The sequence below is a fragment of the Megasphaera intestinihominis genome, from assembly GCF_040096415.1.
Taxonomy (GTDB): domain Bacteria; phylum Bacillota; class Negativicutes; order Veillonellales; family Megasphaeraceae; genus Megasphaera; species Megasphaera intestinihominis.
In genome coordinates, this window is sequence record NZ_JBBMEU010000066.1 from 1 (window position 1) to 12,176 (window position 12,176).

22 protein-coding genes are annotated in these 12,176 nt (G+C 45.6%); 15 read left to right on the top strand and 7 right to left on the bottom strand.

What is annotated here, in order from left to right; all coding sequences use genetic code 11:
- Positions 1-718: 718 nt before the first annotated feature.
- Positions 719-1,792 (bottom strand): site-specific integrase, encoded by a 1,074-nt coding sequence (locus tag WMO23_RS09495; protein WP_349173865.1) that lies wholly within the window; start codon positions 1,790-1,792, stop codon positions 719-721.
- A 193-nt stretch (positions 1,793-1,985) separates the two neighbouring features.
- Here WMO23_RS09495 and WMO23_RS09500 point away from each other — a divergent pair, with 193 nt between their 5' ends.
- Positions 1,986-2,369, top strand: coding sequence for a hypothetical protein (locus tag WMO23_RS09500; RefSeq protein WP_349173867.1), 384 nt, complete (start codon positions 1,986-1,988; stop codon positions 2,367-2,369).
- A 233-nt stretch (positions 2,370-2,602) separates the two neighbouring features.
- Here the strand turns inward: WMO23_RS09500 and WMO23_RS09505 are convergent, their stop codons facing one another.
- The 6 genes from WMO23_RS09505 to WMO23_RS09530 form a co-directional block, all read right to left on the bottom strand.
- Positions 2,603-2,821 (bottom strand): Ada metal-binding domain-containing protein, encoded by a 219-nt coding sequence (locus WMO23_RS09505; protein WP_296819582.1) that lies wholly within the window; start codon positions 2,819-2,821, stop codon positions 2,603-2,605.
- Between the two features lie 222 nt (positions 2,822-3,043).
- On the bottom strand, positions 3,044-3,463 hold the full coding sequence (locus WMO23_RS09510; RefSeq protein ID WP_296819585.1) for a hypothetical protein: 420 nt from the start codon (positions 3,461-3,463) through the stop codon (positions 3,044-3,046).
- Between the two features lie 28 nt (positions 3,464-3,491).
- Positions 3,492-3,647 (bottom strand): hypothetical protein, encoded by a 156-nt coding sequence (locus WMO23_RS09515; protein ID WP_349173869.1) that lies wholly within the window; start codon positions 3,645-3,647, stop codon positions 3,492-3,494.
- Between the two features lie 159 nt (positions 3,648-3,806).
- Positions 3,807-4,316, bottom strand: coding sequence for a hypothetical protein (locus WMO23_RS09520; protein ID WP_349173871.1), 510 nt, complete (start codon positions 4,314-4,316; stop codon positions 3,807-3,809).
- Between the two features lie 39 nt (positions 4,317-4,355).
- Complete coding sequence (locus WMO23_RS09525; RefSeq protein WP_349173872.1) at positions 4,356-4,799, bottom strand: ImmA/IrrE family metallo-endopeptidase; 444 nt, start codon at positions 4,797-4,799, stop codon at positions 4,356-4,358.
- A 12-nt stretch (positions 4,800-4,811) separates the two neighbouring features.
- Positions 4,812-5,189 carry a helix-turn-helix domain-containing protein gene (locus tag WMO23_RS09530; RefSeq protein ID WP_349173874.1) on the bottom strand — a complete coding sequence of 126 codons (378 nt, stop codon included), beginning with the start codon at positions 5,187-5,189 and terminating at the stop codon, positions 4,812-4,814.
- A 174-nt stretch (positions 5,190-5,363) separates the two neighbouring features.
- On the opposite strand from WMO23_RS09530, the gene WMO23_RS09535 reads away from it, so the two are divergent.
- The 14 genes from WMO23_RS09535 to WMO23_RS09595 all read left to right on the top strand — a co-directional run bounded on the left by WMO23_RS09535 (position 5,364) and on the right by WMO23_RS09595 (position 12,120).
- Positions 5,364-5,552, top strand: coding sequence for a helix-turn-helix domain-containing protein (locus WMO23_RS09535; RefSeq protein ID WP_349173876.1), 189 nt, complete (start codon positions 5,364-5,366; stop codon positions 5,550-5,552).
- Between the two features lie 32 nt (positions 5,553-5,584).
- Complete coding sequence (locus WMO23_RS09540) at positions 5,585-6,358, top strand: phage antirepressor (protein ID WP_349173877.1); 774 nt, start codon at positions 5,585-5,587, stop codon at positions 6,356-6,358.
- 5 nt (positions 6,359-6,363) lie between these two features.
- On the top strand, positions 6,364-6,663 hold the full coding sequence (locus tag WMO23_RS09545; RefSeq protein ID WP_349173879.1) for a hypothetical protein: 300 nt from the start codon (positions 6,364-6,366) through the stop codon (positions 6,661-6,663).
- A complete protein-coding gene (locus tag WMO23_RS09550) occupies positions 6,650-6,985 on the top strand; it encodes a LysM peptidoglycan-binding domain-containing protein (RefSeq protein ID WP_349173881.1) in 336 nt (111 codons plus the stop codon). The genes WMO23_RS09545 and WMO23_RS09550 overlap by 14 nt, the downstream gene beginning before the upstream one ends.
- A gap of 85 nt (positions 6,986-7,070) precedes the next feature.
- Positions 7,071-7,484, top strand: a complete 414-nt coding sequence (locus WMO23_RS09555; protein ID WP_349173883.1) for a hypothetical protein — start codon at positions 7,071-7,073, stop codon at positions 7,482-7,484.
- 2 nt (positions 7,485-7,486) lie between these two features.
- Entirely contained in the window at positions 7,487-8,005 is a 519-nt protein-coding gene (locus tag WMO23_RS09560) for a siphovirus Gp157 family protein (RefSeq protein ID WP_349173885.1), read from the top strand.
- A gap of 10 nt (positions 8,006-8,015) precedes the next feature.
- On the top strand, positions 8,016-8,744 hold the full coding sequence (locus WMO23_RS09565; protein ID WP_349173887.1) for an ERF family protein: 729 nt from the start codon (positions 8,016-8,018) through the stop codon (positions 8,742-8,744).
- 4 nt (positions 8,745-8,748) lie between these two features.
- On the top strand, positions 8,749-9,297 hold the full coding sequence (locus tag WMO23_RS09570) for a NinB/YbcN family protein (RefSeq protein WP_349173889.1): 549 nt from the start codon (positions 8,749-8,751) through the stop codon (positions 9,295-9,297).
- Positions 9,290-9,544 (top strand): HNH endonuclease, encoded by a 255-nt coding sequence (locus tag WMO23_RS11515; protein ID WP_288272203.1) that lies wholly within the window; start codon positions 9,290-9,292, stop codon positions 9,542-9,544. The genes WMO23_RS09570 and WMO23_RS11515 overlap by 8 nt, the downstream gene beginning before the upstream one ends.
- 1 nt (position 9,545) lies before the next feature.
- On the top strand, positions 9,546-9,800 hold the full coding sequence (locus WMO23_RS09575) for a MarR family transcriptional regulator (protein ID WP_296819612.1): 255 nt from the start codon (positions 9,546-9,548) through the stop codon (positions 9,798-9,800).
- Positions 9,773-10,615, top strand: a complete 843-nt coding sequence (locus tag WMO23_RS09580; RefSeq protein ID WP_349173892.1) for a replication initiator protein A — start codon at positions 9,773-9,775, stop codon at positions 10,613-10,615. Before WMO23_RS09575 ends, WMO23_RS09580 begins: the two co-directional genes overlap by 28 nt.
- Positions 10,584-11,129: a hypothetical protein gene (locus WMO23_RS09585; RefSeq protein WP_349173894.1), complete on the top strand. Its 546-nt coding sequence runs from the start codon at positions 10,584-10,586 to the stop codon at positions 11,127-11,129. Before WMO23_RS09580 ends, WMO23_RS09585 begins: the two co-directional genes overlap by 32 nt.
- Entirely contained in the window at positions 11,126-11,536 is a 411-nt protein-coding gene (locus tag WMO23_RS09590; RefSeq protein ID WP_349173896.1) for a hypothetical protein, read from the top strand. The genes WMO23_RS09585 and WMO23_RS09590 overlap by 4 nt, the downstream gene beginning before the upstream one ends.
- On the top strand, positions 11,533-12,120 hold the full coding sequence (locus tag WMO23_RS09595) for a hypothetical protein (protein WP_349173897.1): 588 nt from the start codon (positions 11,533-11,535) through the stop codon (positions 12,118-12,120). The genes WMO23_RS09590 and WMO23_RS09595 overlap by 4 nt, the downstream gene beginning before the upstream one ends.
- Positions 12,121-12,176: the final 56 nt, after the last annotated feature.

Consider the following 12,176-nt stretch of genomic DNA (forward strand, 5'->3'; position numbering starts at 1 on the left):
TTATCTTTGTTTACCCCAGTATGGGGCATAAAGTAGATTCATGCAATACCGATTTACACAAACTATTTTACACTCCCAGATTTTCATGCCTGAAGGATAGAGGCATGGTGTAAAAAAATGCATTGATAATAAAGAAGAAATGTACCGTGGCTGGAGTCTGTAAAAACATGGAAACAAATAAAACCAGAATGGCCAACTGCAAATACAGCTGGCCATTCCGGTTAATGATGGAAGTAACTAATGAAGTGATTGGACAATGAAAGTGAGTTATGATCAGCCAAAGGCTCATAAAACACACGCTCATTATAGTCACCATGAATCGAAAGGTCAAGGAAGATTCTAAGGAAATGAGCGAAAAAAAGCCAAGCGACATCAGTACTTGAATTTTTATGCCTCCAAAAATCGCTTTTTCGAGGGCTTTTTTGTGAATTTTTGAGTGGCTTTTTAACGGCTTTTTTACTAGGTTTTCAGCAAGTTTTTTTGCCGATATTTTGCCGACTTTGATATGAAAAACGAGGAAATTTGACAGTTATTGAGAAAAAGTGAAGATGATGTTACTTGTTGGATAAATGGCTTGGTTATGCGGGATAGAAAGCGTTACAATATGTGCCTGAATTCTCATTTAAAATAACTTACGATAATTTAACGTTGTCTGTTAATACCGTAAAAGCGCATAAAATAAGCGATTCCTTACGGCTCGTCAAAAATTCGTCAAAAATCATTTTGAGAATATCCGATTCACGCTGTCAGACGCCGCCCGTCTCATATCTTCCGTAAAGTCTAAGTATGTGTTAATGACCGTATTGATTGTATCACCCAAAAGGGCCGCTACCGTCTGTACATCAACGCCGTTGGCGATTAGATTTGTTGCGTATGAATGACGCATATCATGTATGGAGGTGTGCGGCAACGTTCGCTGTATCCATTGGTTGACATTATGTGTATATGGAGATGCGAGAGGGAATACCCTGTCTGCCGTCCGTGCTACCTTTTCCAGCGTTTCAACAAGAAGAGCGGGGATGGGGATTGTTCGGTATGAGTTTTGCGTTTTCAGCGGGCCTACTGCGTATACAGGCTTGCCGTCTGACGGCTGTTGCTTGATTTGCCTTGCCACCGTTAATGTGTAGTTGTGAAAATCTATATCTCCCCATTCTAATGCGATTATCTCCCCGTATCTCATCCCACTATAGTAAGCGACCATCACAATATCTTTATAGTATTCACAGCCTTTGCGGACCTTGCTATCTATGAGCGATTGAAATTCCACGGCGGATATGGCCCGTATTTTCTTCGCTTCTTTCGGACGCGGTATCTGTATTCTTGATGCAGGATTAATGGATACAAGCCCGTAATTAGTTCGGGCATGGTTTAGGATGCTCCGCAACGTAGTAAGCCGTAGTTCCTTTGTTTTGGGGGCGTATTGGCTCTTTTCATTCAGTATAGCAATTATCTGCTGCCGCGTGATGCTACGTAGCGGCTTGTCGGCTAATTCATCGAAAAATACAGCTGTTTTCTTATACGCCTTTTGACTCGACAAAGCCAGTTCCTGCTTATCCCGTAACATGATCGGGATAAAGTCGCGCAAGGTAATATCTGCCAATTCATTACTCGATGGCACGAATGTTCGCTGTAATTCTGCCAATAGTTTATTTCCGGCATCCTTTGCCTGCTGTTTGGTTTTTAAGCCCTGTTTGCTCTTCTGACGCCATTTATCACCGTCCTTATAGGAGAGTATGACCTGCCAGCCTTTATCCTTCTGACGGTATGTAAAGTTGTGGTTGATGTTATACATAGCTGCCTCCTGGATTGACCAGCCGTGAATGCGGAACGAGTTTGCAACAGAATTGAATTCGTTACATTTTTTTGAAAAAGTGGTACTTGAAATGGCTCTTTCTGTCCTATTACTAGTGAAGGCGGAAAAATATTGCTGGAACCGTCAGATTCCATTGCCCGCCGTGGCTATATAGTGAAGGGAGAGATGAACCATGGAAATGTATTTGAAGATGAAACAAAGTGGGAATCAGTACGCGATCAAGCCGACAGACGACGAGGATGTGTATGAATTCGTCGACACGCCCGAAAAGCGGAACAGGATGTTGTATGAAAACGCGCGCTACTACTTAGATATGGGCTGGGATGAAGCCGAAAAGGCATACCGTGCGGAACACTGGACGCCAGAATTCGAGGCGCATGTCAAGAAGGCCATCCTGCACCTGGAAGCGGCCGACAACTTCTATCGCGTACTTTATATCATGCTCCGCGATGAACAGGGAGAGGACGTTGCAGTTGAAAGACTACTCGACGAAATCTGCCGTGTAAAGAAACTCCTGCACTATGCAAGGGCACTAGATTCTGATTTTGAAGAATGATATAATGGAAACAGGCCAGCTTGTGAAGGAACAAAGCTGGGTTCCCGGAATGGGAGTATCCCTGCCGCCATCTGCCAGCCGCGGTATGGGTTAGAATTCCCTTGCTCCTGGGGCTGGCCGCTGTCTCCATCCCTGTTGGAATCGGGAATAGGCCTGCATGGTATCCATGTGGGCTTATTTTTGGTTCTAAAGTAATATCAGCTGGAACTAAATACAAAATTTACTGTTTCTTACTAAGGTCTACAAACTCGGCATGGGCGATAACCGGCATCAACAGCATCTTCGCGTGAATCAAAGTACACCTTATTGCTATTATTCATTCTGTACACATATTGACAACTATCATAATGGAAAATACCAGACCTAGCGTTACCGATGTATGCAAAAGCCATTGCAGCTAAAGCAAATACAAACAACAATGTTAATGATATGACTCTTTTTACATTTTTCATAGAATTGCCTCCCGATGATTTTTTTAGTTCCAGCTGGTAACCCCGTTTGTGATATTTGATTGAAATTTTTTCCTATACGATATTTGATTGAAAATTTTTCCTATACAATCTTTTATAAAAGAACTGCAATGCTTTCAACGTTTTAGAATCCATGATAAAATCCCTCCTTGTAAGCCTGTATGTTGTGATACAGGCTTATTTTTGTGCCTGCAACCATTAATTTTAAAATATTAATTCATATAGTGCTTCTCCCATTGTATCTGGTATAATATCCGTCTCTTCTGGAAAACTGATTGTATCGGCATCGATGACACTTCCGTCACTGTCATAATTAACGTAACTCAAAAGTTCCATTTTTTTATTTCTCATTACTTTTATCCGTTGTTTTGCATAAGTTCCGTCTGTATTATTTATTTTTATCCATACAACCTTATAAGTATGATACATGGGGGATAAGCCGTGTTGGTAATCGTATAGGTTCTCACTCATTTCTCGAGATGTTATCCAATGTGTATAAACATTTTCATTATCTACGTACCATTGGTTTCCGGTGGAATCAGCCCCAATCCAATACCAGCTGGAAGCAAAAGATGTAAAACCGATGGATAACAACATGCATAGTAGTATGAACAGCTTTTTCATAGTATTACCGCCTTTCTGTACATGACAACTAATACGTTAGATTGCGGGACATATGACCTTTCAAAGCGAACCATGCAATCATGAGGACGATCGTAACAATCAGCAGTGCAATTCCTTTTGTTTTGCGGTTTTGTTTTATTTCTCCTATAGCATATTTTCCAAGGCCGATGAGAGCAAATAACACAACCCATAATATAAGATTCATTTTTTCATCGCTCCTTTAACGCAGGTCTGCGTTAAAACGCATTAAGCGTGTATTAGTTTCGGCTGCCAAGGCTGGTACTGTTTCAATCAATGATCTCTCGCTTCTATAGGTAGGAGAGGTTCAACCTTCGATACGGGCTTATTTTTGTTTTACCCTGCGACGATATAAACAATACATAGCTCCGAGATAAATAGCACCATGAAAATAATATATATGATCCCAATAGTAGTAAGCGTCATCGTCAAAATATTCCTCAACCTTTAACGGATTAGCATATACACCGAATCTTTCTGAATTTTTCATAGCAATAGTATCCGCCGAGTCATATTTATTGCCAGACACGTCATGCCCAACCCCGTATTTCTTATCTATATTGGCTTTTTGGGAAATTAACGCTTTTTGGAATTTTTCTTTTTCTTTGTTGTTCAAAGAATGGATATAATCATTGACCATTCTATAGTCGTGATAATCCAGCCTGTTTTCAAATGCCAGCTGATGGAAGCAATAAGTTAAAGCGGCGAACAAAACAAGTGTGACGATGCAACTTGTCATGAAACCAGTTTTTGAAAGTGGCTTTTCCTTTTTGCTAAATATTGTTATAAGATACATCCCTAAAACGGTTGTCAAAATGCTTATAAGTACGCCCAATGAAATACCACCTTTCTAGCTGATTTTTTTTGCAACATCCTATTCGCTTTCGATACAGTGACAGAGTAATGAATGGGCTTCTTTGTATGTCATTACGTCCCGGTTCCTGGGTGCGGCCTGTAAGAGCCGTTCGTCTATATCGTAGCAGTAGGATAGAAGATACAGCGCGAACATGTTAGCCTCGTATTCGCTCCGTGCGTTGCAATAGTTCACGGTATCGGCATGGAATGTCCCGGCCGCCCCGTGCATCAGTGCGTGGCCTAACTCATGAGCAACGACAATCGGTATTTCCCGTTCGTCCAGTTTGTCGTTGAGTACGATTACCTTCCGGCGTAACGGCCTTGTAAGATACCCTCGGATACCTTTAGGCAATTCGGCGTATACAATGGGTATCCTCATCACATCAGCTATTTGTAAGGGGCTGGCTGTCCCCATTTTCCTTACCAGGTTCTTGACGCGTAATTTTATGTTTTTTCTGACCATAAGGCGACACCTCTATTTAGTAGGAGTGTCGCCTTTTTTGCGTTTGTTCGCTCGTTTTGCCGCTAAAAAGGCAACCTCAAGAGACTTCATAACTAAATCGCGGTCTTCGTCTGTAAGATTGTAGGTATCGCCATCAAATATAATTTCTGATTGTTGCAAGAATTTATTAAGGTCTTTCGGCATTTTCGTGGGTACGTTATGATTTACATTTTCCAGTAAATAATCAATAGATACATTGAAGAAAGCAGACATCTTTTTTAATATTGGGACGTCTGGGACTCGCCTTCCCTGCTCATACATGCCAACGGTACTTGGGGAAATGCCTAATTTTTTCCCTAATTCTGACTGGGTCAATCCTTTTTCCTCGCGCAATTTTTTCAACAACTTCATAGCGTACACCTCCTTGATACGTGTAATTTATCTTTAATATAGCACACATTTTGTGTGTTTGGAATACTTTTACACAATTCGTGTTTTGAAGTATTGACATTACACGTAACGTGTGATATGATATGAGCATGAAATGATACACAGTTCGTGTAGACACAGAAAGGAGGTGTTAAGATGGAATGGATGAAAAAGTTCAGAAGCTCTAAAGGGTTTACAGCCAGTGAAATGGCCGATAAATTAGGAATTTCAAAGTCATTGTACGAGAAAATCGAATACGACGATAGACAGCCTAGCCGTAATTTTATGGAGCGTTTCAAAAAGGCATTTCCCGACTTTGATATGAATATTTTTTTTGCAAAATAACTACACTTTTAGTGTAGAGAAAGGATAAAACCATGAACGAATTAAAAGTTTTCAATAGCCCTGAATTTGGACAGGTACGGACGTTCGATAAAGACGGCGAACCATGGTTTGTTGGAAAAGATGTAGCAATAATTTTAGGTTATGAAAGAACGGCCGATGCTATTAGAGCGCATGTTGACGAGGATGATAAAGGGGTCGGCGAAATACAGACCCCTGGCGGAAAACAAAAAATCGTCATTATTAATGAATCCGGCCTTTACAGTCTGGTCCTTTCCAGCAAGCTTCCGACGGCCAAAAAGTTCAAGCACTGGATTACGAGTGAAGTTCTTCCGGCAATCAGAAAGACCGGCGGGTACATCGCTAACGCCGAAACAATGACGGATGCGGAAATTATGTCCAAGGCCTTGCTGATAGCTAAGCAGACAATAGAAAGTCGAGAACAACGCATCCATTCATTAGAGGCGGAGACGGAACGCATGAAGCCGAAAGAAATATTCGCCGACGCCGTCAGCGCTTCCAACTCTTCCATCTTGATTGGTGACTTAGCAAAAATCTTGCACGGCAACGGCATCAAGATAGGCCGCGGACGCTTATTCGCATGGATGCGCGAACACGGATTTCTCATCAAACAGAAAGGTACGAGTTACAACATGCCGACACAGAGAGCAATGGAATTAGGATTGTTCCGGGTAAAGGAAGGCTCTTATGTTGATGGAAAAGGGAACAACATCATTACCAAAACGACAAAGGTTACTGGAAAAGGTCAACAGTATTTCATCAATAAGTTTCTGGCAGAAAAGAGCTGATAGCCATGAAACTATGTTACAGCTCCGAAGAACTGCAAGAGCTTTTCAAGTGTTCCCGGCAGACCATCTGCCGCATGGAGAGCGACGGCAGGCTGAAACGCCTGTACGGCCTCCCTGGCACCTTCTACCGGGCGGCGGACGTGCTGGCCCTTTGTGAATACGAAGAGCCAGCGCACGGGCCGCTGGAATGGGAAAGGCTCGAGGGCAAAAATAAGGCCCTGTCCGAAGAGAACAGAGCCTTGAAAGAAAAGTTGAGTTGTATTTGTGAAGCATTGAAAGGAGTGATGGGTAATGAAAGCGATTGAAATACGCGACCACACGCCGGAAAAGCGGCACGATCGCAAGCTTTTCAAGCGGATTGCCGGCGCGATTGCCTTTACGCTGGCCCTTGCCACGGCTTGTGGCATTGGCTGGTACGCCGGAGCGAAGCTGGCCTATGAACAGAAAGCAGCGGAAATCTCCAAAGTCCACTACGTGGAAGAAGGAGAAACGCTTTGGGACATAGCCGCCGGGCTGTCTAGTGATGATCAGGATATTCGTAAAGTCATTTACGACCTTGCGAAGCTGAATGACATCGCGCCGGACCATGGCCTCAAAGTCGGTCAGAAGATTGTAATAGCAAAGTAGACCTTGCGACGGTTACGCAAGGCCTACGAGGCTAGATGTATTAAATTGATTGCCTTAATTATAAGGCAGAAAGTTGAGGTCGTCAATGAAAGCAAGAGACATTAATGATTGGGGCCGTAAACCTTGGCCATTTGAAACGCATTACGAATTGCTAAGTCCCCTTTCACGCAGTGTATCCCACGAACTGGCAGATACCTGCATAAGGATTGGAACGTTATTAAAGGAAAAGTTTCCCGACAACGACGACATTACCTATGAAGCCGACGCGCTTATTTCAGCCGCGGAAACGTTTGAAGGCAACTGCTGTTTCCCGGAACTGACGGACGAATTGTCCGACAACTTAAAGTTCCTTGACGTCCATATCGACAATTTAAAGCAAATTGATGAGGTTGATTTATCCGGCTTTATCGACGATTTAACAGAAGTATTGCAGGACGGTAAAGACGCCGTTTTGTTTGACCGTAGTCGTTGGTTCAACGACACGAAGAAAGGAGCATAACCATGGCAAGCTTATATGAAATCAATCAATCTATTCTGAATTGCGTAGAAGTCGAACAATCTATTCTGAATTGTGTAGAAGTCGAACCGGGTACGACGGTCAACATGGAAACCGGGGAAGTCATCGACCTGGAAAAACTTTCCCTGCTGAAAATGGAACGTAGCGAAAAAATCCGAAACATTGCCTTGTGGGTCAAGAATCTGAAAGCCGACGCAAAGGCCCTTAAAGAAGAAAAAGAAGCCTTCTACAAGCGGCAGAAGGCAGCGGAAAACAAGGCCGCACAGCTGGAAAGCTACCTTGCCAACGTCCTCGACGGTGAAAAGGTTAAGGGAACGGAATTCTCCATCGGCTGGCGGAAGAGCAAAGCCGTCACCATCACCGACGAAAAGAAGCTGCCGGAAACCTTCCTGATCGCACAGCCTCCGAAAGTTGACAAGACGGCCATCGGGAAAGCCTTGAAAGGCGGGGAAGACGTTCCGGGTGCTGAACTCGAAGAGCGGGTAAACATTCAGATCAAGTGAGGTGCTAGGCATGGAAGAAAAAACCAATATTTATAAAAAATTAATGGCCGTGCAGGCTGAGCTTAAAGCGCCAAAAGGGCAGTACAACAAGTTCGGGGGGTATAACTACCGCTCATGTGAAGACATTCTGGAAGCCGTAAAGCCCTTATTGAATAAACATGGGCTGGTGTTGGTACTTACTGACACGGTATCTGAACAGGGAGACAGGTTCTATGTGAGGGCGGACGCCAGGTTGATTGACGCCGACAACGGCGAGGAAATCAAGACCAGCGCTTACGCCCGCGAGGCACTGGCCCGCAAAGGCATGGACGACAGCCAGGTAACAGGTAGCACGTCCAGCTACGCCCGCAAGTACGCCTTGAACGGCCTGTTCTGTATCGACGACAACAAGGACGCTGATACATGGAATAATACACCTCAGAGCCATTCTAACGCGCGGAACGATAGCCCCAAGGGTAATTACACCAAGGCGGGGCGACAGGCCGAAAAAACAGCGTCTAGCTCGTCTCAAACGCAAAAAAAGCCCACTTCCGTTGATGACTATTACCAGCTTGTCATTGACTGGGCTAGGGCTAATGAAGCGGTCATGTTCATCGGGCCGTTGCTCAAAGCAAAATTCAATAAGGGGCATTTCAAGGAATTGTCCCTTGCAGAGGCCAAGGCCTTCTACGAAAACATCGGCAAATTAGTCGATGCGGCGAAGGCCAAAGACGACGCCGCACTGATGGAAGGCGTATAACACCATGAAGTTTCATGCGAAAGGTATCCAGGTGCTCAAAGGGAACAGCGGCTATATGCTGCTGATTCCTGCACCACTCACCGAAGACTTAAATAACATCAAAGTCGACGGTGATTACTCCATCGAGATTAAGCGCTACTCAGAAAAGCGCACATTAAATGCTAACTCTTACTGCTGGCTGTTGTGCCAGCGGATAGCTGAAAAGCTGTCCAGCGACGGCCAATACGTCAGCAAGGAGGAAGTGTATCGCGGTGCTATTCAAGACTCCCAAGGCTTTACGCCAATATGTGTCCAGCAGAAGTTGGCGGCCAGCGTGTGCCGGGACTGGCGACACAACGGTATTGGATGGATTGCTATTGATACCGGGATCAGCAAGGTCAAGGGCTGTACCGTCCTGCACTTATACGCCGGGTCCAGCGTGTACGACACGCACGACATGAGCCGACTAATTGACTGCCTTGTTGACGAAGCCAGCCAGATCGGTGCGAACGTCGAGGATAGAGAGTGGGTCCAGGCGCTCATAGATGATTGGAGGCCCGAACGAGATGAATAAACGGAAACGACGTGACGACGCGCTATACCGAAAGAACCGCCTTCCGGCTTATGAACGGGCGGGCGGCGTATGCGAGAACTGCGGCGCACCTGCTGCGGAAATCCATCACATTGTATTTAGGTCCCATTGTGGGACGAGTGATTTAGATAACCTCATCGTACTTTGTCGGGACTGCCACGAACGGGCACACGGGCCGCAAGCTAGGCAGATGAGAGAAAGGTTTCAACAGATTAGAGGGAGAGATTAACATGGAATTTACAGGTATTTTCATCCCCGTAAAATACCTAGACGCTGGTGATTTAACCTTACGAGAAAAAGCGTTTCTAGGTTATGTCGGTATCGAGGATAACATTCAGATCGCCGCGCTTGCGGAATGGCTATTAGACACAGATAAAGCCGAAGTCCTAAAGATAATGGACGACCTGGAAAATAAAGGCTATATCGAAGCAAGGCCAAGTCCCAACATGAGCACCGGATGGTACAGGATAAGGAGCTTGAAATGAGCGAAAGATATAAATTAGGGGATATAGACAACGAACAATTCTATCAACTCCCTAAAGCATTATTCACGAACCCGTTTTACAAGAATCTGCCGATGAGTGCAAAGGTAATGTATGCACTTCTCCGCGACAGGTTCAACCTATCCAGGAACAACGGATGGGTAGACGAGAACGACGACATTTTCTTCATCTTCGCACAGGAAGAGTTGCAAGAAGCATTGAATATTTCACATCCCACATGCGTAAAAGCTATGAAGAAACTCGTTGAATATGACTTACTTGATATTGTCCGGCAAGGACTCAATAAGCCAAACAAGCTTTACATCAAGAAGTTAAAAATTTTTACTTCCCATGGAAGTAAAAAAACTTTACTTCCAGATGTTAAAAAAGTTAACGCTAATAAGACTGAATTAAGTAAGACTGAATTAAGTAAGACTGAAAGTATAGATAGCGGAAGTAAACCTTCCGCCGCGCCCACGACTAAAAAACACAAGGAACGACGTTTTGTAAAGCCCACGGTAGAAGAAATCCGTGCGTATTGTGAAGAGCGTGGAAACAACATTGACCCGGAATACTTCTATGATCATTACGAGGCTAACGGATGGATGAGAGGAAACACCCACATGAAGGACTGGAAAGCCACGGTACGCACCTGGGAAAAACGGGAAAGCCCTTCGACACCATATAAAGGGCGGTATAAGACCCGCGACGAACGGCTGCGGGAAGATGACGCACGGAGAGAAAGGATGTGCAAAGAATATGACGAGCAACACAGCCAATCAAGTTTTGAAGATATTAAGAGGCTCTTATCCAAATGACGCCTGGAAGCTGAGTGGCCAGAATGGCGATGAATTCATTGGCGCGATGATGCTCCAGTTTAAACGCTACAGCGACGGCGACGTCCTGCGGGCCGTGGGACGCGTGATTGACAGCGCCGACACTATGCCGAGCGTGACGATGATCAAGAAAGAAGTTAAGCGGAGAATCAACGCCGTGCCGGACTACCAGGCACTGCCGGAAGCCCCGGTAAACGAAGCCGGGCGCAAGCGCATCCACGACATGATAAGCGGCCTTAGAAGCCAGTGGACGACGCGGCCGGACAAGGAAAAGAAACCGCCGTCGCTGGATGACGTGCCGAAAGACATCATCGAATTCGCCCGCCGGGCCGTTCCCGGTATCCCGGACGAACTGATTATCAAGAACGTCCCCGCCTTCAAAGAAGGGCTGGCCTGCAACATGCGCATGGGTAACGAATACATGCGGTTTTGGCTGGACCCGAACACGGGGTTTGTGAGCATGACCATCGTCATGAAGAGAGGAGTAGCGAGATGACTAAATGCATGGTGTGCGGGGATGAATTCGACCCGTACTATAAAGCACAGCGGCTGTGCCAGTCCTGCCTCGATAAATTCACGAAGCGCTATTGGGACTGGAACGCCTACCGGAAACAGGGCTATACACGCCGGCCTACCTGCATCGTATGCGATAAGCCCATGATGAGCGGATTCAGCGTATGCCCGGACTGCCGTCCTATCTGGGAAAAGATTTATTACCAGATCATGCGGCCACGAACGCTCATCCAGGCGCGTAATCGCATGAAAAGGACGAGGGATAAAGCCGTAAAAGCGGCCTTTGAAAGCCGACTCCGGACGGGACTCGATGATGACATTGCGGCCGCCCGTAAAGTGGGATTGTCATACGGCGCTTACATGGTCCGCAAGAAAGGGCTGATACGATGAACGCTATCAGCCGCGCCCTGGCGAAACGGGACAGGCAGCGCATGGAAGTACGGCGTGAAGCCGGGGCCGAAAGCGGTACGGACTGGGCGACGACATTATTGTTCAGCTGCCTTCACGATAAATACGGATTCGGCCGCAACCGATTCGCCGCGATGAACGACATGTGGGAGCATCTCGACGAACTCCACCAGGAAGGCTTCATTTACGACTGGCGTGACGAACTATGTGAACACGGATTCGACCGTTTCCTCAACGAACGTATCGCCGAAAGGATGCAGAAAATGATAACCGGCCGGACGCGCGATCTGAAACTCATGGCGAAGACACGCGACATGATAGCCGGGGTAGCCATCGTCATATTCTGGACGCTGTACACGAAGTATAAGTGGCGTGACAAACGCCTCAAGGATTTGCAGAACTACTACAAAGATAAGGTCTACGTGCTGACTCATAACGAAGTGCCTATCTGGGAATTCATGAAATGCCTGCATATTGAATGCGGGATTGATTACCCAGCCCTTGCGGCCTATGAAAAACAGTTCGGACCGGTCAATATTTACCGTGGGAACCGCGGAGAGAGGTAGAAGAAGATGACAGAAAGATACATTTTACAATTTCCTCGAGGCGTGGCTGTTTCAAT

What these genes read in the sequence shown, in the direction of transcription:
- WMO23_RS09495 (WP_349173865.1), bottom strand. Translation starts at nt 1,792, where the DNA reads ATGTATAACATCAACCACAACTTTACATACCGTCAGAAGGATAAAGGC.
- WMO23_RS09500 (WP_349173867.1), top strand. Translation starts at nt 1,986, where the DNA reads ATGGAAATGTATTTGAAGATGAAACAAAGTGGGAATCAGTACGCGATC.
- WMO23_RS09505 (WP_296819582.1), bottom strand. Translation starts at nt 2,821, where the DNA reads ATGAAAAATGTAAAAAGAGTCATATCATTAACATTGTTGTTTGTATTT.
- WMO23_RS09510 (WP_296819585.1), bottom strand. Translation starts at nt 3,463, where the DNA reads ATGAAAAAGCTGTTCATACTACTATGCATGTTGTTATCCATCGGTTTT.
- WMO23_RS09525 (WP_349173872.1), bottom strand. Translation starts at nt 4,799, where the DNA reads ATGGTCAGAAAAAACATAAAATTACGCGTCAAGAACCTGGTAAGGAAA.
- WMO23_RS09530 (WP_349173874.1), bottom strand. Translation starts at nt 5,189, where the DNA reads ATGAAGTTGTTGAAAAAATTGCGCGAGGAAAAAGGATTGACCCAGTCA.
- WMO23_RS09535 (WP_349173876.1), top strand. Translation starts at nt 5,364, where the DNA reads ATGGAATGGATGAAAAAGTTCAGAAGCTCTAAAGGGTTTACAGCCAGT.
- WMO23_RS09540 (WP_349173877.1), top strand. Translation starts at nt 5,585, where the DNA reads ATGAACGAATTAAAAGTTTTCAATAGCCCTGAATTTGGACAGGTACGG.
- WMO23_RS09545 (WP_349173879.1), top strand. Translation starts at nt 6,364, where the DNA reads ATGAAACTATGTTACAGCTCCGAAGAACTGCAAGAGCTTTTCAAGTGT.
- WMO23_RS09550 (WP_349173881.1), top strand. Translation starts at nt 6,650, where the DNA reads ATGAAAGCGATTGAAATACGCGACCACACGCCGGAAAAGCGGCACGAT.
- WMO23_RS09555 (WP_349173883.1), top strand. Translation starts at nt 7,071, where the DNA reads ATGAAAGCAAGAGACATTAATGATTGGGGCCGTAAACCTTGGCCATTT.
- WMO23_RS09560 (WP_349173885.1), top strand. Translation starts at nt 7,487, where the DNA reads ATGGCAAGCTTATATGAAATCAATCAATCTATTCTGAATTGCGTAGAA.
- WMO23_RS09565 (WP_349173887.1), top strand. Translation starts at nt 8,016, where the DNA reads ATGGAAGAAAAAACCAATATTTATAAAAAATTAATGGCCGTGCAGGCT.
- WMO23_RS09570 (WP_349173889.1), top strand. Translation starts at nt 8,749, where the DNA reads ATGAAGTTTCATGCGAAAGGTATCCAGGTGCTCAAAGGGAACAGCGGC.
- WMO23_RS11515 (WP_288272203.1), top strand. Translation starts at nt 9,290, where the DNA reads ATGAATAAACGGAAACGACGTGACGACGCGCTATACCGAAAGAACCGC.
- WMO23_RS09575 (WP_296819612.1), top strand. Translation starts at nt 9,546, where the DNA reads ATGGAATTTACAGGTATTTTCATCCCCGTAAAATACCTAGACGCTGGT.
- WMO23_RS09580 (WP_349173892.1), top strand. Translation starts at nt 9,773, where the DNA reads ATGGTACAGGATAAGGAGCTTGAAATGAGCGAAAGATATAAATTAGGG.
- WMO23_RS09590 (WP_349173896.1), top strand. Translation starts at nt 11,126, where the DNA reads ATGACTAAATGCATGGTGTGCGGGGATGAATTCGACCCGTACTATAAA.
- WMO23_RS09595 (WP_349173897.1), top strand. Translation starts at nt 11,533, where the DNA reads ATGAACGCTATCAGCCGCGCCCTGGCGAAACGGGACAGGCAGCGCATG.